Annotated in this window: 17 protein-coding genes; 13 read left to right on the top strand and 4 right to left on the bottom strand. The window is 62.5% G+C overall.

The features are described 5' to 3' along the window. Positions 1-9: 9 nt before the first annotated feature. Positions 10-321 carry a cupredoxin family copper-binding protein gene (locus FJ954_RS18285; protein ID WP_140662265.1) on the top strand — a complete coding sequence of 104 codons (312 nt, stop codon included), beginning with the start codon at positions 10-12 and terminating at the stop codon, positions 319-321. Positions 322-375: 54 nt separating this feature from the next. Next, positions 376-642, top strand: a complete 267-nt coding sequence (locus FJ954_RS18280) for a hypothetical protein (protein WP_140662264.1) — start codon at positions 376-378, stop codon at positions 640-642. A gap of 83 nt (positions 643-725) precedes the next feature. Here the strand turns inward: FJ954_RS18280 and FJ954_RS18275 are convergent, their stop codons facing one another. Beyond that, positions 726-1154: a helix-turn-helix domain-containing protein gene (locus tag FJ954_RS18275; protein WP_140662263.1), complete on the bottom strand. Its 429-nt coding sequence runs from the start codon at positions 1152-1154 to the stop codon at positions 726-728. 866 nt (positions 1155-2020) lie between these two features. Here FJ954_RS18275 and FJ954_RS18265 point away from each other — a divergent pair. From FJ954_RS18265 to FJ954_RS18250, 4 genes are all read left to right on the top strand, one after another. Next, positions 2021-3208, top strand: a complete 1188-nt coding sequence (locus FJ954_RS18265) for an NnrS family protein (protein WP_140662261.1) — start codon at positions 2021-2023, stop codon at positions 3206-3208. Positions 3209-4235: 1027 nt separating this feature from the next. Then, positions 4236-5597, top strand: a complete 1362-nt coding sequence (locus tag FJ954_RS18260) for a hypothetical protein (protein WP_181177852.1) — start codon at positions 4236-4238, stop codon at positions 5595-5597. Between the two features lie 23 nt (positions 5598-5620). Continuing rightward, positions 5621-6142 carry a DUF2249 domain-containing protein gene (locus FJ954_RS18255; protein ID WP_140662260.1) on the top strand — a complete coding sequence of 174 codons (522 nt, stop codon included), beginning with the start codon at positions 5621-5623 and terminating at the stop codon, positions 6140-6142. Between the two features lie 99 nt (positions 6143-6241). Continuing rightward, positions 6242-6493 (top strand): DUF1858 domain-containing protein, encoded by a 252-nt coding sequence (locus tag FJ954_RS18250; RefSeq protein WP_140662259.1) that lies wholly within the window; start codon positions 6242-6244, stop codon positions 6491-6493. On the opposite strand, the gene FJ954_RS18245 is transcribed toward FJ954_RS18250, so the two are convergent. The 3 genes from FJ954_RS18245 to FJ954_RS18235 form a co-directional block, all read right to left on the bottom strand. Beyond that, on the bottom strand, positions 6459-7163 hold the full coding sequence (locus FJ954_RS18245) for a Crp/Fnr family transcriptional regulator (protein WP_140662258.1): 705 nt from the start codon (positions 7161-7163) through the stop codon (positions 6459-6461). The two genes, FJ954_RS18250 and FJ954_RS18245, sit on opposite strands and share 35 nt — an antisense overlap. A 263-nt stretch (positions 7164-7426) precedes the next feature. Beyond that, the gene (locus FJ954_RS18240; protein WP_140662257.1) at positions 7427-7870 is read right to left on the bottom strand and encodes a pseudoazurin; all 444 of its coding nucleotides are present in this window, start codon (positions 7868-7870) and stop codon (positions 7427-7429) included. 275 nt (positions 7871-8145) lie between these two features. Continuing rightward, positions 8146-8991 carry a ferritin family protein gene (locus tag FJ954_RS18235; protein WP_140662256.1) on the bottom strand — a complete coding sequence of 282 codons (846 nt, stop codon included), beginning with the start codon at positions 8989-8991 and terminating at the stop codon, positions 8146-8148. 145 nt (positions 8992-9136) lie between these two features. Between FJ954_RS18235 and FJ954_RS18230 the strand changes: the two genes are divergently transcribed. Genes FJ954_RS18230 through FJ954_RS18200 form a run of 7 tightly spaced genes read left to right on the top strand, consistent with a single transcriptional unit; the run spans position 9137 to position 18112 of the window. Beyond that, positions 9137-11494, top strand: a complete 2358-nt coding sequence (locus FJ954_RS18230) for a NosR/NirI family protein (RefSeq protein ID WP_246681098.1) — start codon at positions 9137-9139, stop codon at positions 11492-11494. Between the two features lie 23 nt (positions 11495-11517). Continuing rightward, positions 11518-13443 (top strand): TAT-dependent nitrous-oxide reductase, encoded by a 1926-nt coding sequence (nosZ, locus tag FJ954_RS18225; RefSeq protein ID WP_140662255.1) that lies wholly within the window; start codon positions 11518-11520, stop codon positions 13441-13443. A 3-nt stretch (positions 13444-13446) separates the two neighbouring features. Further along, positions 13447-14835 carry a nitrous oxide reductase family maturation protein NosD gene (locus FJ954_RS18220; RefSeq protein WP_181177851.1) on the top strand — a complete coding sequence of 463 codons (1389 nt, stop codon included), beginning with the start codon at positions 13447-13449 and terminating at the stop codon, positions 14833-14835. A gap of 53 nt (positions 14836-14888) precedes the next feature. Then, positions 14889-15749 (top strand): ABC transporter ATP-binding protein, encoded by an 861-nt coding sequence (locus FJ954_RS18215; RefSeq protein ID WP_246681109.1) that lies wholly within the window; start codon positions 14889-14891, stop codon positions 15747-15749. Then, positions 15746-16576, top strand: a complete 831-nt coding sequence (locus tag FJ954_RS18210; RefSeq protein ID WP_140662253.1) for an ABC transporter permease — start codon at positions 15746-15748, stop codon at positions 16574-16576. The genes FJ954_RS18215 and FJ954_RS18210 overlap by 4 nt, the downstream gene beginning before the upstream one ends. Positions 16577-16596: 20 nt before the next feature. Further along, a complete protein-coding gene (locus FJ954_RS18205; RefSeq protein WP_246681108.1) occupies positions 16597-17115 on the top strand; it encodes a nitrous oxide reductase accessory protein NosL in 519 nt (172 codons plus the stop codon). A 16-nt stretch (positions 17116-17131) separates the two neighbouring features. Continuing rightward, positions 17132-18112 carry an FAD:protein FMN transferase gene (locus tag FJ954_RS18200; RefSeq protein ID WP_246681097.1) on the top strand — a complete coding sequence of 327 codons (981 nt, stop codon included), beginning with the start codon at positions 17132-17134 and terminating at the stop codon, positions 18110-18112. Positions 18113-18496: the final 384 nt, after the last annotated feature.

Raw genomic sequence — 18496 nt, 5'->3', positions numbered from 1 at the left:
CCGGCGCTGATGGTGCCGAAACGTCATCTTTGGATTGCACTGGCGCTGACAATCGTTGCTACGCCGGTGAAGGCCCAAACCATCCAGGTCACCATCGACAAGCTGGTGTTCTCGCCAGCGACGGTCGAGGCGAAGGTTGGCGATACGATCGAGTGGGTGAACAAGGACATGTTCGCCCACACGGCCACCGTCAAGGGCGGTTGGGAGGTGATGATCCCGCCGAAGAAATCCGCAAGCCTGACATTGAAGGCCGCGGGAGCGGTCGACTATTTCTGCCGCTTCCACCCAAATATGAAGGGCCATCTCGCGGTGACACCGTAGCTGGAGCGTGGGATCGCGGCAAGCGCCGCGATCCCACAATTCGGCAGGTGCGTCGTGCTCAAGCAAGTTGCGCAGGCAACGACCTCTTTTGTCTTTGTGGGCGGCGACAGCTTCGGCGCCATTCAGGGTGGCATGCTGCGCTCGCTCGCGCGCCACGGCAATGCAGCGGATATGGGGTGTCGTGGCACACTAAACGAGGTGTACTATCCTGGCGATCCGACGATGAAGGAATCCGACGGCTGGAGACGATCTGGCGTGGATTGTGGGGGCGCGACGCATGGAAACCATAATCGGGTCATGTACCGTCGCTATTTTTGCTGACGTCGGACGGGCTGCCCCAAGTCGTCGTGCAAGAGGCTGCGTGTTGCGACGAATGCCAATGAAGTCGATCCAAACTATCCGGATCATTCGTCGCCATGACGCAGCAAGGGTCTCAGCATTGGCTCTATCCGCGAAAGCTCGTCCAGATGCGCAACCGAAAGATCGGCCAGGTGGTCGTCGGCACGCTCCGTTAACTGCAGCAGCACACGACGGTGATCGTCCTTGTCCTGATCCCTTGCGACCAGCCCTGCATCGCCAAGGCGATTGACCAATTCGACGGCGCTGTGGTGGCGGATGCGCAGGCGCTCCGCGAGGTCGCCGACCGTTACCGGCCCGCCGCCCGGAAAACCCTTGATCGCCAGCAGCGCCTGATGCTGGCGCGGCGTCAGGCCGGCGTCTTCCGCCTGGACCTGGCTGAATTCGAGGAAGCGGCGGATCAGATAGCGAAACTCCGACAGCCGCTGGTAGTCGGCCTGGCTGATGGCGGGGCGTGGTTTTTGCGGATGCGTCATTTTTGATTGCGATCGCTTTTAGCAAGAACGGCCTTGTCTATTTATATCGTATCACGATACGGAGCTCACCAACAGCATGCCGTGTCTCGCCGACACAATCATCCGGCACATGCGATGCGTCCGCAAAATGAGAGCAGCAATGAAACCCGATCACGCTCCGACCATCTGGCGGCGATCCGGTAGTCTACGCAATCCTACAGGACGCTCGAGCTTGCCCCGCGTAATCACTCGAAGTCCGATCAACATGGCATTGCGTTTCGTTAACGGGGTTTCACATTGCGAACGTCCACGTATCGATCACCTCGACAATCTGTCTGGGATCGCCGGCGACAACCGCATCGTTGGCCGAGGGGGTAACGTTGACCATGTCGGAAACGAAGCGAACAACAATCTCGGGACCATCCTCCTCGAGAGCGTCGACGACCTTGCTTCATTGTGCCCATGAATGTGAGCTGCAGCATCTCCTCGCGATCCACGCGTCCGGCACTCGCTCGAAGGTATCAAGCAGCTCCGGCCCGACAAGGTTAGCAATCAACTGAATACTGTTCCAGATCACTGCTGGGTATCGAGGCTGGAAGCTGAAGCATTGGGATTGCAGCCCTCCATTGCCATCCCAACGTTGGCATGAAGTGGGCGGCCAACAGAGCCGTGAAAGCGAATAGGCTCAAGGCGACACGAGGCGGCTAGGTACCGAGCATCGCTTCAGCCGGCTCATGTTAGGCAACCGGCGAGCGGCAAGTGGCGGACACTACGGCTTTTTTTAACATTTCCTAATCTTGTTTGCGCTGTCGCAAACTTCTCGGGCCGAAGACAGCCTAGAAATAAGACGAAGGTCATTCGAGAATCTGATCAGCAAGGCAAAGACGATGAGATACGCTTATCCGGCGGTTTTGTCTTACGGTTTCCGGCCGTTCTTCCTGCTCGGCTCTCTGTATGCCGGAGCAGCCATCCTTTTCTGGCTGCCGTTGTTTTACGGCCAGATCACAACCTCCAGCGTCTTTCTGCCCATTGATTGGCATGTCCATGAGATGCTCTTTGGCTATCTCGCGGCGATCATGACGGGATTCCTGCTGACGGCCATCCCGAACTGGACCGGACGTCTGCCTGTGCAAGGCCTGCCCCTGCTAGCGCTCGTGCTGCTATGGCTTGCAGGACGGCTTGCGGTGTTCTTTTCAGCTGAAACCGGCTGGCTCGTCGGCGCCGCAGTCGACTGCGCATTTCTCCTGGCGGTAGCAGCCGCCGCCGCGACCGAAGTCATCGCGGGCCGAAACTGGCGAAACCTGAAGGTGCTGCTGCCGGTTGCCGTGCTTTTGGCGGCCAACGTGATGTTTCATGCCGAAGCCCATTACCAAGGCATCTCGGACATAAGCCGCCGGCTCGGCCTCGGGGCTGCTGTCGTCCTCATAATGATCATAGGGGGACGCGTTGTTCCCAGTTTCAGCCGGAATTGGTTGGCGCGCGAAAATCAGGGACGTCTGCCGTCCCCGTTCAGCCGTTTCGACGCAGCAACGATCGCACTCTCCGCGATCGCATTGGCGGCCTGGGCCTTCTTTTCTGAAAGCAACGCAACGGGCGCAATGCTGATCGCCGGAGCGGTCCTCAACGCCATGCGGCTTGGGCGCTGGGCTGGGGATCGCACCTTCCGCGAGCCGCTGGTGCTGATCCTGCACGTAGCGTTCGTCTTTGTGCCGATCGGTTTTCTGCTGGCCGGACTTGCCGCCGTCCTACCGGAGACAGTTCCTTCCGCGGCGGGCATTCACGCGTTCAGCGTAGGTGCGGTGGCATGCATGACGCTCGCCGTCATGACCCGAGCCACCCTTGGGCATACAGGCCGCGAGTTGCGGGCGAGCATTGGCACATGCGCGGTCTTTGTCGCGATCGTACTCGCGGCTCTCCTGCGCATCGGCGCGGCGTTCGTCCATACTGATGCAATACTTCTCCACATATCGGCGACGTTGTGGGTGGTGGCTTTCCTCGGATACGCGGTTCTGTTTGGCGGTATGCTCGTTCAACCCAAATTACGTGCGCGGCAGCCGAACAATGCGCCTTCGTGACGCGCGGATCACCACCGCATCGTATCCACATCCATCCGCAGAAGGGTGTGTGGATATACGCCATCCCGGCGCAACTCCTGCACGTCGGATCGCTTCGCCAAGTGCCAAGAACATAAGGCGCAGCTATCGGTATCGGCTGGAACGATGGCAATGTCGCAAGCCCTTAGACCCAACGTTTCGCCCGCTATCTGCGCAGTGTCGTGTCGGCTCCACATCCGACATCGTGGAGCGCGCGGACGAGTTCCGCTCGCCCGTCGGGCAGGAGCCAACCGATTGAACCCTGGCAGGGGTCGACGTCGGCAACGCTCGCGGGAGAGAGTGCCCGATACGTGGAGCCGATGCATTCGGGTGGCACGTACGCCGGCGGGGGGAGGCGGGGGAGACCTGATGTCGATGATTTCACGGCTTGGCCAAAGCCGCGGCAATTGTTGTTTTGGCGGATCCAAATCGACGCTTCGCCATTGGTACTATACTAAAACTGTTCCTCAACGTCGCCGTCGTCTCCCCATGGAAACCGGGATAGCTGCGCTGAGGCTATCCCCACTCCTCGCCGCCGCCGCCCTCGCAAACGGTCGAGCGGCTCGGTCCGGCGTACTGGCTGTCCCTCAGACGGGCCTGAACGGGCTACCGCAGGAAGGCATGATCCTGTTTCGCCACTACTTGAACTCAACAATGACCTCGAAAAGCCCGGCGCTGCGCCTGACCACGCTTGTCGATGATCACATCATCAAAAGCGCTGCGCTAGTATGTCAGCGTTCTGGTCGGACAGGCTGAAATCGAGAGACGCCCATCGAGGCAAGCGCGTCCGCCAGTCCAGTGGGCTCGCCCCTTACGTCGAAGAGAAAATGCTTCGCTCGCAAAAAAGTTTGCGTTTGGACAAAGTCTATTGAAACAGGCCAGGTTAAACTTTGGGCGCGAGTGGCCTCGGCAAGAGGAGTCCAGTAAGGCTTCCCTCGCCGGAAAGCACAGCGAAGTTTCGACGGTTTTGATGCGCTGTCCGTCAAGGAGGCGCTGCGAGGAAAAGGCTATGTTAGGCACTGCGCTATCGCGCTGGACGATGTCATATTTCACCGTAGCGCTGGTCTTTCTTGTCGCTGCCCAGATGTTGATGGTCGCCGGCTATGGCTTCCCTGCGGTGGCGGCGGAGACGCCCGAGACGCTGGTCCTCGTGCACATGGTTACGATCGGCTGGCTCAGCATGCTGATGTGCGGTGCCCTGTTTCAGTTCGTGCCGGTGCTGATCGCGCAGCCTCTGCGCGGGGAACGGTTGGTGTTGCCCGCCTTAATATGTCTTTTGACCGGGCTCGCCTTTCTTCTGGCGGGTTTCCTGCAATTGGCCGGCGTCTTCGATACCGGCATTCCTCTGCTCGCCCCGGCAGGCACGCTTCTGCCTGCCGGCTTCCTGCTCGTCTGCGGTGTGCTCGGTGGCACGCTCTGGCGCGCGAACCTGCAGCTTCCCGCGCGTTTCGTTGCCGTGGGCTTGGTATGCGTGCTCGTCACGGCCATCCTCGGCGCGCTGTTCTCGTTGCTGCTTTCGGGCTATCTTCCCGCGCTGGCCGTGGTCGACTTCCGGGTGCAGGCGCTTCCTGTCCATATCGCCATTGGGCTTGGCGGGTGGCTGAGTTTCACGGCGATCGGCGTCTCCTACCGGCTTTTGCCCATGTTCATGCTGTCGCCGGACCGGGAGCGCGCCACCAGTCATGTGTCCTGGTGGACAGGGGTCGTCGCACTGCTCCTGACCGCGCTGGCCTCGCCAATCGCCGCCGCTCTGGGAAAGGTGGGACTTGCGGCGGCGGCCGGCTCGGCTACGGGTCTGGCGGTGGTACTCGGGATGGCTGCCCTCGTCCTTTACGGGCTCGACCTTTCGTTCTTCTACCGACTCCGCAAGCGCCGTGCCATCGAATTGAACAGCGGCGCGGCCCAAGCTGCCTTTCTGGCACTCGCCTTGTCGGGGGTTCTGCTGCTTGCGCTGCTGGCGACCGGAACGCTGGAACACCATGTCGGCGCGCTTCTCTATCTCGTTGCCTTCGGCTGGCTAACTGGGCTGGGACTTTCGCAGCTCTACAAGATCGTGCCGTTCCTGACCTGGCTGGAATGCTATGGCCCGGTCATGGGCAAGAAGCCGACCCCACGAGTCCAGGACCTCGTCATCGAACGACGTGGCTGGATGTGGTTCGCGCTTTATTTCCTTGGAGTGATGGCTGGCACGGCAACCTTGCTCGGCGACCAGCCTGGCTTGTTTCGTGCCGCAGCCGCCGTGACGCTGCTTGCGACGCTGGCCATTGTCGCCGAGCTCGTCCTCGCGCGCCTTCTCGCCAACCTACCGGACGACAAACGCCTGCCCGAAGGCGCCTCGCGGCCACGACTTTTCCTGCCCACCCTACCTTGATGGAAAATCTACTGGAGATAGCAATGGCCCTTCCCTACTACGATGTCGATGTCAGGCCGATCCTGCGCGAAGGCGGGGAACCTTTCAGTGCCATCATGGCGGCGGTCGAGGCACTCGTCCCCGGCCAGAGCCTGCGCCTGCTTGCTACCTTCAAGCCGATCCCCCTGTTTCATGTCCTGGGCAATCTTGGCTTTGAACCGGCGGCGCGCGAGATCGGCAATGGCGACTGGGAGGTGATCTTCACGCCGGCCGACCAGCAGCCGGACCCTGTGGCACCAGAACCGGCGCCGGCGGTTGATAGAACCCCCGCCAGCGAGACCTGGCCTGCGCCTGTCGTCGAACTGGACAATCGCGACCTTGAGCCTCCTGAGCCGCTGGTGCGGACGCTGGAAGGGGTCGAGGCGCTGTCGCCCGGACAAACGCTTGTCGCACTGCTGCCCCGCGAGCCGATTTTCCTACTCGAGGAACTGCAGGCGCGCGGCCATCTCTGGCGCGGAGCCCTCGAGCCCGACGGACATTATCGCGTCGTGATCCGGCGAGGCTGAGCCAATGAAGCTGGCTCCGCGCCGGAGTTTGTCGATGCGCAAAGAGCCACTGACGTGCATGGCTTTAAAGTTGACCGACTTCGCAAACGGATGACGACGATGGAATCTTTGATTGGTGACGATATGACCATGGACCAGATCATGCGCAGATGGCCGCTGACCATCCGCGTGGTCATCCGCCGCGGCATGCTGTGCGTTGGTTGTCCGATTGCATCGTTCCACACGGTTTCTGACGCCGCTCGGGAGCACGGATTGGATGAAGTTTTGTTGCGCAGCGATCTGGAAGCCGCTGCATCCTCCGGCCGTTCGGCGGCTCCTATGTCTTCTGCGTCCGGCCCTCGGCCAGCATGAGCAGGCGATGCGGCTCCACGACAGTCACTTTCTGGCGGCCGCTTCTGACCAGTCCCTTTCCTTCCCAGGCGCTCATCAGGCGGCTAACCGTGTGCAGCGTCGTCCCCGTCATCTCGGCGATGTCCTGGCGGGAAATCGGAAAGTCGATCATGAGACCCTCCTGCGTCTTTCTTCCAGTCTGGTTCACCAGCTTGAGGAGCGCATGGGCCACTCTCTGTTCGACGTGCTCGGTTGACATTTCGACCACACGCGTGTGCGCATCCTGCAGCCTGTTGCCCACGGTCTGGTAGGTGCTGGCGCCAAAGGCTGGATAGGCGGAGGCGAATTCCGACCACAGGCTGCTAGGCCACGCCAGCACTACACAGTCAACCGCGGCCATGGCGCTGGCTGGATAGGTGGTGCGGCCAAGAGCCGTGGCTATGCCCATCAATTCGCCAGGACCAATGTAGCGTACAGTGACCTCGCCGCCCTCCGCCGTACTCTTGACGACGCGGATATGGCCATCCAGCAACAGGAAGAAGGAATGGGCGTCCTGCTCCTGCTCAAAGACGGCCCGGTTCCTTGCGATGCGCAGCGAGCGGGCCTGGCTTACCATGCGATCGAGTTCAGCCGGGGTCAGGCCCTGGAACGCCGATAGGCTGGCGATCAGCGAGCGGTCAAGACGACTCATCTTTATTTTCCGGCTTTTGCCATGTTTTGAGCTCCAAGCAACATGTCACGCGAAAGCCTTTTGCCGCAAGACATTCCTGCTGCGGCCTAATACCGGAACCGAGTTCGCAGCGATGTTGACTCAGCCAGCCAGGATAGGGTTGCCGGCTAGCTGTCTTGGCGTGTGCACGGCATCGCGATCTGGCATTCTTCTATCAATGCCGACAGGCACACCAAGGTCGCCGCCGGACAAGCCGGCGGCGACCAAATCCGGCGGGTTCCGGCTCAGTTGCCTGCCGGGACCTTCGACAAAAGATCGGCAAACACGGTCTTGGCCTTGCCAGGCTGCTTGACGGTCTTGGCTTTTTCCAGGTTCACGGGCTTGCCGACGACGATCAGCGCCACCATGCCCATGCCGTAGTGTGGGACGCATTTGATGCCGTAGACGCCTTCCTTGTCGACCGTGACAGTGACCGGCTTGCTGATCTCGCCCTTGAAGGGCTGCGCACCGTCCGGGATCATGCCGTCGATGCTGGCCGCGTCATGGCCTTTGTCGGTCGGGACGAAAGTCACTGTGTCGCCGAGGGCTGCTTCGATGTAATTCGGCTGGAAGACCATGACGCCGTGCTCGCCCTTGTTGAGCAGTTGCACTTGATGGTCGGCGGCCTGGGCTACGCCTGAGACGACAAGGGTCGCGAAAGCTGCCGCTGCGATGGTTGCGTATTTCATGATCTACTTTCCTTTTCTACGAGATGAATATCCTTGAATTCCTACCGTGGTCCAGGCGGGTTCACTTTGTTGCAGCGCAAACTGGCGTGAGATTGTTCTTTCATTTTCCATGGCGATCGAGGACGAGCATGAACGACGCCACGACGCGTTGCGCCAACTGACGCGGACGCGCCCCGGGATCGGCGACGACTCAGCTTGCCGGGCAAGCCGCGGTCTGGAGGTAAACTGAATTCACATTGTGAATGATGACCCGATGCAAGCTGTCAGGTTCCTGTCTATTTCATTGCAAGAGCCCGCACGACCGCCAGGCGTTTGACGGCGATGGTGGCAAGGGCTTGCGCCCGATCCCGGGCGGCCTGCGAAGGTAGCTGTTCGCCGGCGTCGATATAGTAATCGGCCAACCATTCGCAGAGCGCATCCAGGGATCTCGGCGGCGGCGATCCAGCGTGCGGGGGATCCTCGAGAGGATCCGATGCGAGATCAAGGGAGAGCATGCGCGCCTCAATGGCGAGATCACGGCATTCGCTTCGATCCTCATTCCTGTCCGAATATTCCTCAAGGCGCTGGCAGACCTCCATTTCCAGGCTGGGCAGATCGTGGGGTTCCCGGACTGTCGGCCCCATACGCCGACCCTGGAAAAAGGCTTTCCGCCGTTCGCGCCGCAGTGTTTTCGCGTGCTCAAGCTCTTCGTGCGCCATTTGCTCGGCGGCCTCGCGAATTTCCGACGACGCGCCATGGGCTGCAATATAGGACCAGAAGGCGAAAGCGCGCTCCTCGTTTCGGACGGCGATCGCAAAAGAACGGTAGGCGTCCACAAGTTCGGGCGAGACAAGCCCTATTGCCTCATCGTCGAACACGTCCTGCGGCACGGCGTCGGCCGGCAGGACTTCTCGCGGTTGTCGGCTGATCTGGCGCGACCAACTCACAACCATATCGATATGCCGGGTCTCCTCCCGCACGAGACGATCAAATACATCGGCCAATTCCAGCCGGCCGGCCGAGCGCATGCGCTCGGCAAGGGCCGCGTAACGGTCGGCGGACTCCTTCTCCATCGCGAGCGCAACGGCAATTAGCTCGTCCATCGATTGGATTGACGTCGGTTCGGATGTCAGACGGGACATGGGACAGCTTCTCTCGCTTAAGCGCTTAGTCCTACAGCCTCCCTCAGTGCATTTGTTTGCGTTTGATCAAAGAACCATCAGGCAAAACCACCGATATGTGTGTCCTGAGACCGGTTCCGCCCGAAGCGGCCGGGAGAGGATGCGCATGCCGACACCCACATCGATGCACAGGACCGACCGAGCGGCATCGCGCCAAGTCGGCGCCGGAGCGCGACGCGCGCTGACATTCCTGCTGGCTGCGTTCACGCTGCTCGCCCTTTCCGCGCTTCAGAGCCGTGCCGACGAAAGCCTGCAACACTTTATGTCCGGCACGCGGCCGGGCGAGTTGATCCAAGGCGCCGACGCCTACGGCGACCTGATGGGAAGCCCGCCATTGGCGCCGCTTCTGTCCAGCGGAAAGCCGGTCGGCTACGCCTATCTCAACACCGACTTCTCCAGCGCGGTAGGCTATTCAGGCAAGCCGATCCGCATCCTTGTCGGCATCGACCCCAAGGGCGTCATCCACGGCATCAAGCTGGTCGAGCACAAGGAACCCATCGTCCTCATCGGCATCCCGCAGGAAAAGGTCGTCGCGGCGCTCAATTCTCTGATCGGCAAGGACCTTGGCCGCGTCGCTGCTGGTCAGGAACAGCTGCCGCAGGTGGACATTGTCAGCGGCGCGACCGTCACCGTCCTGGTGATGAGCGACAGCGTCGTGCGCTCGGCCGTGAAGTTGATCCGCAGTGGCCGTCTGGCGGAAACCGGAACGTTGGCCGCGGGCGCGCCAGTCACCCCGGCGAAAACAGTGGATGCGACCGTTTCTGAAGTCCACGACTGGAATACCCTGCTTGGCGACGGCTCGGTGCGCGGCCTGCGCCTGACTGTGGGCGAGGTGACCAAGGCCTTCGCCGATTCCGGCCATCCGGAGGCCGCCGCGCGACCGGAGACGGGCAATCCGGACGATCGCTTCATCGATCTCTATATTGCGCCAGTCAGCGTGCCCAGCATCGGCCGCAGCCTCCTGGGCGATACCGCCTATGAGCGACTGCAGAAGTCGCTCAGACCCGGCCAGCAGGCGATCGTGGTGGCCGGAGACGGCGCATATTCCTTCAAGGGCTCCGGCTATGTGCGCGGCGGCATCTTCGATCGCATCGAGCTATTGCAGGACGGGCAAGGGGTGCGCTTTCGCGACCGCAACCATACGCGTCTCGGGGACCTCGCGACCAAGGGCGCGCCGCACCTGCGCGAGATTGCGCTGTTCACGGTCCCGGACGAGTTTTCACTCGATCTTTCCGAGCCGTGGGAGCTGCAACTGCTCGTCCAGCGCAGCTACGGCGCTCGCGACAAGGCGACCTTGCCGTTCGTACTCGGTTATACCTTGCCCAATCGCTACCTGAAGGCGGCGGCGCCAACGCCCGCAACACAGCGGGAACCGCAAGCGGTCGCACCCGGACCGGCCGCTGGCGCGCAGGCGACACCCGAGACCGCCGGACAGGGCTCCGCGAACGAAGAGCCCTTGTGGGTGAAGATCTGGAAGCTGAACGCCGTCAAGATCGGCATCACCGTCGTCGCCCTGCTGGTGCTCACAGCCATCTTCTTCTTCCAGAACTGGCTGGTGCGTCGGCCACGCCTGTTCGCCTGGGTGCGGCGTGGCTACCTTCTGTTCACGCTCGTCTGGCTCGGCTGGTACGCGAACGCCCAGCTTTCCGTCGTCAACGTGCTGACTTTCATCAATTCGCTCTTGAGCGGTTTCAGCTGGGAGTTCTTCCTCACCGCGCCGCTCATCTTCATCCTTTGGGCGGCGGTGGCCGGAGGCCTGCTGTTCTGGGGCAGGGGACCTTTCTGTGGCTGGCTCTGCCCATTCGGCGCGCTGCAGGAACTGACCAATAACCTCGCGCAATGGCTGAAAGTCCCGCAGGTCAAGCTCCCGTTCGGTCTGCACGAACGTCTGTGGCCGATCAAATACGTGATCTTCCTCGGCCTGTTCGGCCTGTCGCTCTATTCCGTGTCGCTGGCGGAGACCTACGCCGAGGTCGAGCCGTTCAAGACGGCGATCATCCTGAAGTTCGCGCGCGGCTGGCCTTTCGTCGTCTTCGCGCTGGCGCTGCTGGGAGCCGGCCTGTTCATCGAGCGCTTCTACTGCCGGTACCTGTGCCCGCTGGGCGCGGCCCTCGCCATTCCCGGCCGAATCCGCATGTTCGAATGGCTGAAGCGCTATCCCGAATGCGGGTCGCCATGCCAGCGCTGCGCCAAGGAATGCCCTGTCCAGGCAATTCATCCCGAAGGCCAGATCAATGTCAACGAATGCATTTACTGCATGCACTGCCAGGAACTCTACCACGACGACCACCGCTGTCCGCACATGATCCAGGTGCGGCTGAAGCGGGAGAAGTTCGAGGCGTTGTCCTCCCCCACAACGCGGGCCACCGCCAAGCCGGGCAAGGGGCCGGCAAGCCCGCCGGTCATCACGCACAAGGGATTGCCGATAAGAGTTCCCGAAAACGACACAAATCCAACAGGCTGACAGGCCAACCAAAGGAGAAGGACATGTCGCAGGAAAACCAGGACAAAAAGACGATCCTCAGCAGGCGCCAATTGCTGGGTACGACGGCCGCGCTCGCTGCGGCGGGGGCTGCCGGCGTCGGCGGGGGACTGACGCTGAACGGAAGCGTGGTGTCGCGGGCGGCAGCCAGCGAGAAGGGCGGGCAGGAATTCGAGGTCAAGCCCGGCGAGCTGGATGAGTACTACGTGTTCTTCTCCAGCGGCCAGACGGGCGAAGTCCGTATCATGGGCGCGCCCTCGATGCGCGAAATGATGCGCATCCCTGTCTTCAACCGCTGCAGCGCCACCGGCTGGGGCCTGACCAACGAGAGCCGCAAGATCCTGACAGAGGGTCTGCTGCCGGAGACCGTCGAGTTCCTCAAGGACCGCGGCGGCATCTACCTCAACGGCGATCTGCACCACCCCCACCCCTCACAAACGGATGGGACCTATGACGGCCGCTACCTGTTCGTCAACGACAAGGCCAACACGCGCGTCGCCCGCATCCGGCTCGACGTTATGAAATGTGACAAGATCATCCAGCTGCCGAACCAGCATACGGTGCACGGCTTGCGCGTGCAGAAATATCCCAGGACCGGCTACGTGTTCTGCAACGGCGAGGACCGCGTGCCGATCCCCAATGACGGCAAGATCCTGGACGATAGCAAGCAGTACCATTCCATTTTCAGTGCCGTGGACGGCGACACGATGAAGGTCGCCTGGCAGGTGATGGTGGACGGCAACCTCGACAATGTCGACGCCGACTACCAGGGCAAGTACGCCTTCTCTACCTGCTACAATTCCGAGGAGGGCGTCAACCTCGAGCAGACGATGGCGAAGGAGCAGGACTGGGTCGTCATCTTCAACCTGAAGCGCATCGAGGACGCGGTGAAGAAGGGCGACTACAAGGAAATGGGAGGCGTGCCGGTCATAGACGGGCGTCACGGCTCGCCCTACACCCGATACGTGCCGGTGGCAAACAGCCCGCACGGCATCAACACCGCGCCGGACGGCATCCATGTGGTGGCCAACGGCAAGCTGTCGCCAACGGTGACGGTGTTCGACGTGCGCAAGTTCGATGAGCTCTTCGACGACAAGATCAAGCCGCGCGACACGGTGGTGGCCGAGCCAGAATTGGGGCTCGGGCCGTTGCACACGGCCTATGATGGCGGGGGCAACGCCTACACCACGCTGTTCATCGACAGCCAGATCTGCAAGTGGAACATCGAGGACGCCAAGCGCTCCTTCGCTGGCGAGAAGGTCGACCCGATCCGCCAGAAACTCGACGTTCACTATCAGCCCGGCCACAACCATACCTCCATGGGCCAGACCAAGGAGGCGGACGGCAAGTGGCTGATCTCGCTGAACAAGTTCTCCAAGGATCGTTACCTGAACGTCGGCCCCCTGAAGCCGGAGAATGACCAGCTCATTGACATTTCCGGCGACCAGATGGTGCTGGTGCATGACAGTCCGAGCTTCGCCGAGCCGCACGACGCGACCCTCGTCCACCGCTCGAAGATCAACCCGATCAGCATCTGGGACCGGGCCGATCCGTTCTTCGAGGATGCGGTCAAGCAGGCGAAGGCCGACGGCATCGACCTGACGGTGGACAGCGAGGTGATCCGCGACGGCAACAAGGTGCGCGTCTACATGACGTCCTCGGCGCCGGCCTTCGGGCTGGAGAGCTTCAGCGTCAAGCAGGGCGACGAGGTCACGGTCTACGTTACCAACATCGACGAGGTGGAGGACCTCACCCACGGCTTCGCCATCGTCAACTACGGCATCAACATGGAGGTGGCCCCCCAAGCCACGGCATCGGTGACGTTCAAGGCAAGCAAGCCTGGCGTCTACTGGTACTACTGCTCGTGGTTCTGCCACGCCATGCACATGGAGATGCAGGGCCGCATGTTCGTAGAGCCACAAGGCGCCTAGGACATGTTCCGCGTCGTGCACCTGGCAGTGATGGGAATGGCGGCGTTTCTCGCCGCCGTTCCCGGTTGTGCGGCCTCCGCGGCCGAGATTGCCGTGCCTGCTGGTGCTGCGCCCATGCAGGCCGTGGTGGACGCTGCCGCGCCCGGCGACGTGCTGCGTCTTGCGTCGGGCGAGCATCGCGGGCCGGTCGTCATCGCCAAATCGCTGACGTTGCAGGGTGAGCCGGGCGCGTCACTGAAGGGCAACGGACAGGGCAGCGTCGTGACCGTGCTGGCGCCCGATGCGGCTGTGCGCGGTCTTGAGATCGAAGGCTCCGGCATGGACCTCGACGCCATGGATGCAGGCGTGTTCGCCACCCAGAGCGCGACGCGCGCGCAGATCGAGAACAATTCCCTCGTCGGCAACCTCTACGGCATCTATTTGCACGGGGCGCGCGAGGCGGTGGCGCGCAACAATCGCATCGAGGGTCTTCGCGAGGGGCGCACCAGCCGGTCCGGCAGCGGCGTCTCGGTGTGGAACGCGCCGGGGGCGAAGGTCATCGGCAATGACATCCACTTCGGCCGCGACGGCATCTTCGCCAATGCCAGCAGGAACAACGAATTCAGGGGCAACGCCTTCGCCAACCTGCGTTTCGGCGTCCACTACATGTACACCAACGACAGCGTGATCGCCGACAACGTATCGACCGGCAACATTGTCGGCTATGCAATCATGTATTCCAACGGCCTGAAGGTCACCGGCAATGTGTCTGACGGCGATCGCGACAATGGCCTCCTGTTCAACTACGCCAATGGTTCCGAGATCAGCGGCAACGTCGTGCGCGGCGGCCCGCAGCCGGCCGGCCGCTGGACCAGCAACGGCCAACGCTTCGTCGCGGATCAGGACCTGCCAGACGCCGATAGCGCGGCGCCGGTCCTCGCCACGCCCTCGGCTATGCGCATAGGCCCGGAAAAATGTGTCTTCATCTACAATGCCAACAAGAACCGCTTCAGTGGCAATCGCTTCGAGGGTTGCGAGATCGGCGTGCACTTTACGGCAGGTTCCGAGGGCAACGCCATGGCCGGCAACGCCTTCGTGCGCAACCGCAATCAGGTCAAATATGTCGGGACCCGCTCACTCGATTGGTCGAGCGGCGGCCGTGGCAACTACTGGAGCGACAACCCGGCCTTCGACCTCGACGGCGACGGGATCGCCGACAAGCCCTATCGGCCGAACGACATGATTGACAGGGTTCTGTGGCAGACGCCGGCGGCGAAGGTGCTGGTCAACAGCCCGGCCGTGCAGGTGATCCGCTGGGCGCAGGCGCGCTTCCCGGGGGTGTTTCCCGGCGGCGTGATGGACAGCCGTCCGCTGATGTATCCCGACAGCATCGAGAAAAGGGGAAAGCCGTGAGCTTCAACATCGAGCTGGACGCAGTCGCGCGGCACTATGGCTCCGTAAGGGCAGTGGACGGTGTGTCCTTTTCGGCCAACGCAGGCGAGGTCATTGCCCTCGTAGGCCACAACGGCGCAGGCAAGACCACGCTCATCAAGCTCATGCTCGGGCTTGCGCGGCCCACTTCCGGCTCGGTCTCCGTGCTCGGGCAGGATCCGGCCGACGGAGACGTGACCGTTCGCCGACGGCTGGGCTATCTTCCCGAAAACGTCTCCTTCAATCCGGCCCTCACGGGTCGCGAGACGCTGCGCTTCTACGTCCAGCTCAAGGACGGCCGGCCAAAGGAAGCTGACGCGTTGCTGGAGCGAATCGGCCTTGCCGATGCCGCCGACCGACGCATCGGCACGTATTCCAAAGGAATGCGCCAGCGGCTGGGACTGGCGCAGGCGATGATCGGCAGGCCGGCGGTGCTTTTACTTGACGAGCCGACCACCGGGCTCGATCCTGAGCTGCGCCAGCAGTTCTATGGGATCGTGCGCGAGATGCAGGCGGCAGGGACGACGGTGCTTCTGTCGTCCCATGCGCTGAACGAACTGGAAGGCAATGCCGGCCGAGTCGTTATCCTCAACGAAGGCCGAAAGATCGCCGACGGGTCGCTTGACGAATTGCGCCGGATCGCACGCCTGCCGACGAGGATCCGCCTCACGGCTGCCGAGGGCGGCGCGCGGCGGCTGAGGGAATGGATGGGGGAGCCGAAAGGCCTCAGGCAGATCAACGGTCACATCGTCGAGATCGACGCCACGCCTGAGGTCAAGGCCGCCTTCCTCCGCCGCGCCGTGGGCGAGGGCGCCCCCTTCGAGGATCTCGATATGGTGCCGCCCGGCCTTGACGAGCTCTATGCACATTTCCTCGCGGGGAGGATATCCCAATGAACACAATCCTACTGCTCTCGGCCAAGGAGGTGCGCGAAGGCCTGCGCAACCGCTGGGTGATCGCCGCCACGGGGCTTCTGGCAGCTCTGGCGCTGACCCTCGTCTTCCTCGGGAGCGCGCCTGCCGGCGCTGTCGGGGTCGGCGCGCTGGATGTGGTGGTGATCAGCCTCGCCAGCCTAACCATCTTCGTCGTGCCACTGATTGCGCTGCTCATTTCCCACGATGCCATCGTCGGCGAGATTGAGCGCGGCACCATGACGCTGCTGCTTTCTTATCCAGTGCGCCGCCGTCAGGTGCTGCTCGGCAAGTTCCTGGGTCATCTCGCGATACTGGCTTTTGCCACCTGCGTCGGTTACGGACTTGCCGCACTGGCGCTGGTGGCGATGGACAGAGGGATTGGCGGCGAAAGCTGGAAGGCGTTCGCGATGATGACGGCGTCGTCGGTGCTGCTGGGCGCCGTCTTCGTGGCGATCGGTTATCTGGTCAGCGCGCTGGCGCGCGACCGCGGCACAGCCGCCGGCATCGCCATTGGCATATGGCTGGTCTTCGTGGTCATCTACGACATGGTCCTGCTGGGGATTCTGGTCGCCGACCAGGGTCACTACGTCAGCGGCAGCGCGCTGAATGCGCTGCTCCTGTTCAATCCTACCGATGCTTACCGCATCCTCAATCTCTCCGGCTCGACCGAGATCGCCGCTGCCTCGGGTATGGCGGGGAGCGTGCAGAGTGTCGCATTGGCGCCCATGGCGCTGATCGCGGCTCTCGTGGCGTGGGTTGCCGGGCCGATGGCGCTTGCAGCACTCGCCTTCTCGCGGAGGGAACTGTGAGGCCACATCTGAAGATAAGCCTGCTCGCAAGCCTGCTCGCGCTCGGCGCCTGTCAGCGCGAGCCGGAGCCGCCCCCCGCCCCCTTCGCCATGACGGAGGAGGCGATGGGCCGCTATTGCGGCATGAACATCCTCGAGCATGGCGGCCCGAAGGGGCAAGTCATCCTCGCCAGATACGACGAGCCGATCTGGTTCTCCTCGGCGCGCGACACGATCGCCTTCACCATGTTGCCGGAAGAGCCCAAGGAAATAAGAGCTATTTATGTTTCCGACATGGCCAAGGCGGCAAGCTGGGAGAAGCCTGGTGCGGACAACTGGGTTGACGCCCGCAAGGCCTTCTTCGTCGTCGGCAGCGATCGCAAAGGCGGCATGGGAGCGGCCGAAGCCGTGCCCTTTTCGTCGGAGGCGGCGGCGAGGACCTTCGCCGCCGACCATGGCGGCATGGTGGTCGGCTTCGACGCCGTTCCGCGCGCCTACATATTGGACGAGCGGGCCAGCGGCGGCGATGCGTCGAAGCAGTCAACCAGGGAGGCCGATTGACATGATTTCTGCAACAATGACCAGACGTCGCATGATCGCCATTAGCGCCGCCGCGGCCGGCATGGCGCTACTGCCGCCGCATGGCAAGGCTGCCCAGGAAGGCGTGACCTGGAAGGGCGAGGCGATGGGTGCGCAGGCATCGCTTGTCATCCATCATCCCGACCGGGCCAAGGCACGGAAGCTGACCATCGACGTCGTCGCGGAGGTGCGGCGACTGGAGCGCATCTTCAGCCTATACCTGGACGATTCAGACCTGACGCGCCTTAACCGTCAGCTCTTTCTCGTCGCGCCGCCGCGAGAGCTGGTGGACATATTGCGACAGAGCCGAGACGTCTGGACGCTCACGGGGGGCGCCTTCGATCCCACGGTGCAGCCGTTGTGGGACGCCTACCGTCGCCATTTCTCGACACCCGGCGCCGCCGAAGTCGGGCCTTCGACGCGGATTGTGCGCGAATGCCTTGGCAGCGTCGGCCTCGACCGGGTAGCCTGCTCGACCAGCCGGATAGACCTTTCGGTGCCAGGTGCGGCACTGACGCTCAACGGCATCGCCCAAGGCTATGTCACCGACAGGGTCGTCGATCTGCTGAAAGCCGGCGGCGTCGAGCGCTCCATGGTAGACATGGGCGAAAGCCGCGCCATCGGTTCGGCACCGGGCGACCGACCGTGGCGTGCCGGCCTCTCCGACCCGCTCGATTCGGCTCGAATCCTCAAGGTACTCGAAGTGGAGGATCGCGCGGTTGCGACGTCGAGCCCGTTCGGCTTCCGCTTCGATGCGGAAGGCAGGTTCAGCCACATCATCGATCCACGCAGCGGCGCGACACCGCAGCGCCATGCCAGCGTCACCGTGGTGGCCGGGCAGGCGGCGTTGGCGGATGCGTTGTCAACCGCCTTCAACCTGATGGACGCGACCGCGATCGCAGCCGCCGTCCACGGCAATGCCAGCGTCGAGGTCCACATCCTGTCGCATGAGGGTGGATGGACTCGTATCAGGGCATGAGGAGGCCTATCGGAAAGCAGACCCAATGCCAGGGCGGCGGCATTGAGCGCGGCGCACGCATATCTCGATCTGTTCCGCTCCGATCAAGTCGAGCCAGGTATAGCTGGAAAGACGCGGCAGATCGCGAACGCCGGGGGGCTTGGCGAAGAGCGAGTAGCCTATGATGCCGGTGGTTTGGCGCGAAAGGACGGCGGTGGGGACCTCAAGCGAGTTCGTCGGGCGCGTCAATCCGCCGGAGGCGGGCAGGTCCTTCGTTACAACTGAATCGTTTCGGGATAGGTCGCGCGACGCGGGTCTGGTTCCGCGGGTCCTTGGCACGAGGTCGGCGCCGTTGATTGGCCGAAGTCCGGTCTCGTTCGGATGTCGTATATTGGCGCACAACTT

Origin of the sequence: Mesorhizobium sp. B2-3-15 (assembly GCF_006442875.1) — a bacterium.
Classification (GTDB): domain Bacteria; phylum Pseudomonadota; class Alphaproteobacteria; order Rhizobiales; family Rhizobiaceae; genus Mesorhizobium; species Mesorhizobium australicum.
The sequence above is the reverse complement of the archived record's forward strand: the minus strand, read 5'-3'. Positions and strand labels throughout refer to the sequence as shown.

Bases quoted from the DNA above. Each gene is read 5' to 3' on its own strand.
- FJ954_RS18265 (WP_140662261.1), top strand. From the start codon at position 2,021: ATGAGATACGCTTATCCGGCGGTTTTGTCTTACGGTTTCCGGCCGTTC.
- FJ954_RS18210 (WP_140662253.1), top strand. From the start codon at position 15,746: ATGAACACAATCCTACTGCTCTCGGCCAAGGAGGTGCGCGAAGGCCTG.
- FJ954_RS18245 (WP_140662258.1), bottom strand. From the start codon at position 7,163: ATGAGTCGTCTTGACCGCTCGCTGATCGCCAGCCTATCGGCGTTCCAG.
- FJ954_RS18220 (WP_181177851.1), top strand. From the start codon at position 13,447: ATGTTCCGCGTCGTGCACCTGGCAGTGATGGGAATGGCGGCGTTTCTC.
- FJ954_RS18200 (WP_246681097.1), top strand. From the start codon at position 17,132: ATGACCAGACGTCGCATGATCGCCATTAGCGCCGCCGCGGCCGGCATG.
- FJ954_RS18240 (WP_140662257.1), bottom strand. From the start codon at position 7,870: ATGAAATACGCAACCATCGCAGCGGCAGCTTTCGCGACCCTTGTCGTC.
- FJ954_RS18275 (WP_140662263.1), bottom strand. From the start codon at position 1,154: ATGACGCATCCGCAAAAACCACGCCCCGCCATCAGCCAGGCCGACTAC.
- FJ954_RS18255 (WP_140662260.1), top strand. From the start codon at position 5,621: ATGGCCCTTCCCTACTACGATGTCGATGTCAGGCCGATCCTGCGCGAA.
- FJ954_RS18250 (WP_140662259.1), top strand. From the start codon at position 6,242: ATGGAATCTTTGATTGGTGACGATATGACCATGGACCAGATCATGCGC.
- FJ954_RS18285 (WP_140662265.1), top strand. From the start codon at position 10: ATGGTGCCGAAACGTCATCTTTGGATTGCACTGGCGCTGACAATCGTT.
- FJ954_RS18260 (WP_181177852.1), top strand. From the start codon at position 4,236: ATGTTAGGCACTGCGCTATCGCGCTGGACGATGTCATATTTCACCGTA.
- FJ954_RS18230 (WP_246681098.1), top strand. From the start codon at position 9,137: ATGCCGACACCCACATCGATGCACAGGACCGACCGAGCGGCATCGCGC.
- nosZ (WP_140662255.1), top strand. From the start codon at position 11,518: ATGTCGCAGGAAAACCAGGACAAAAAGACGATCCTCAGCAGGCGCCAA.
- FJ954_RS18235 (WP_140662256.1), bottom strand. From the start codon at position 8,991: ATGTCCCGTCTGACATCCGAACCGACGTCAATCCAATCGATGGACGAG.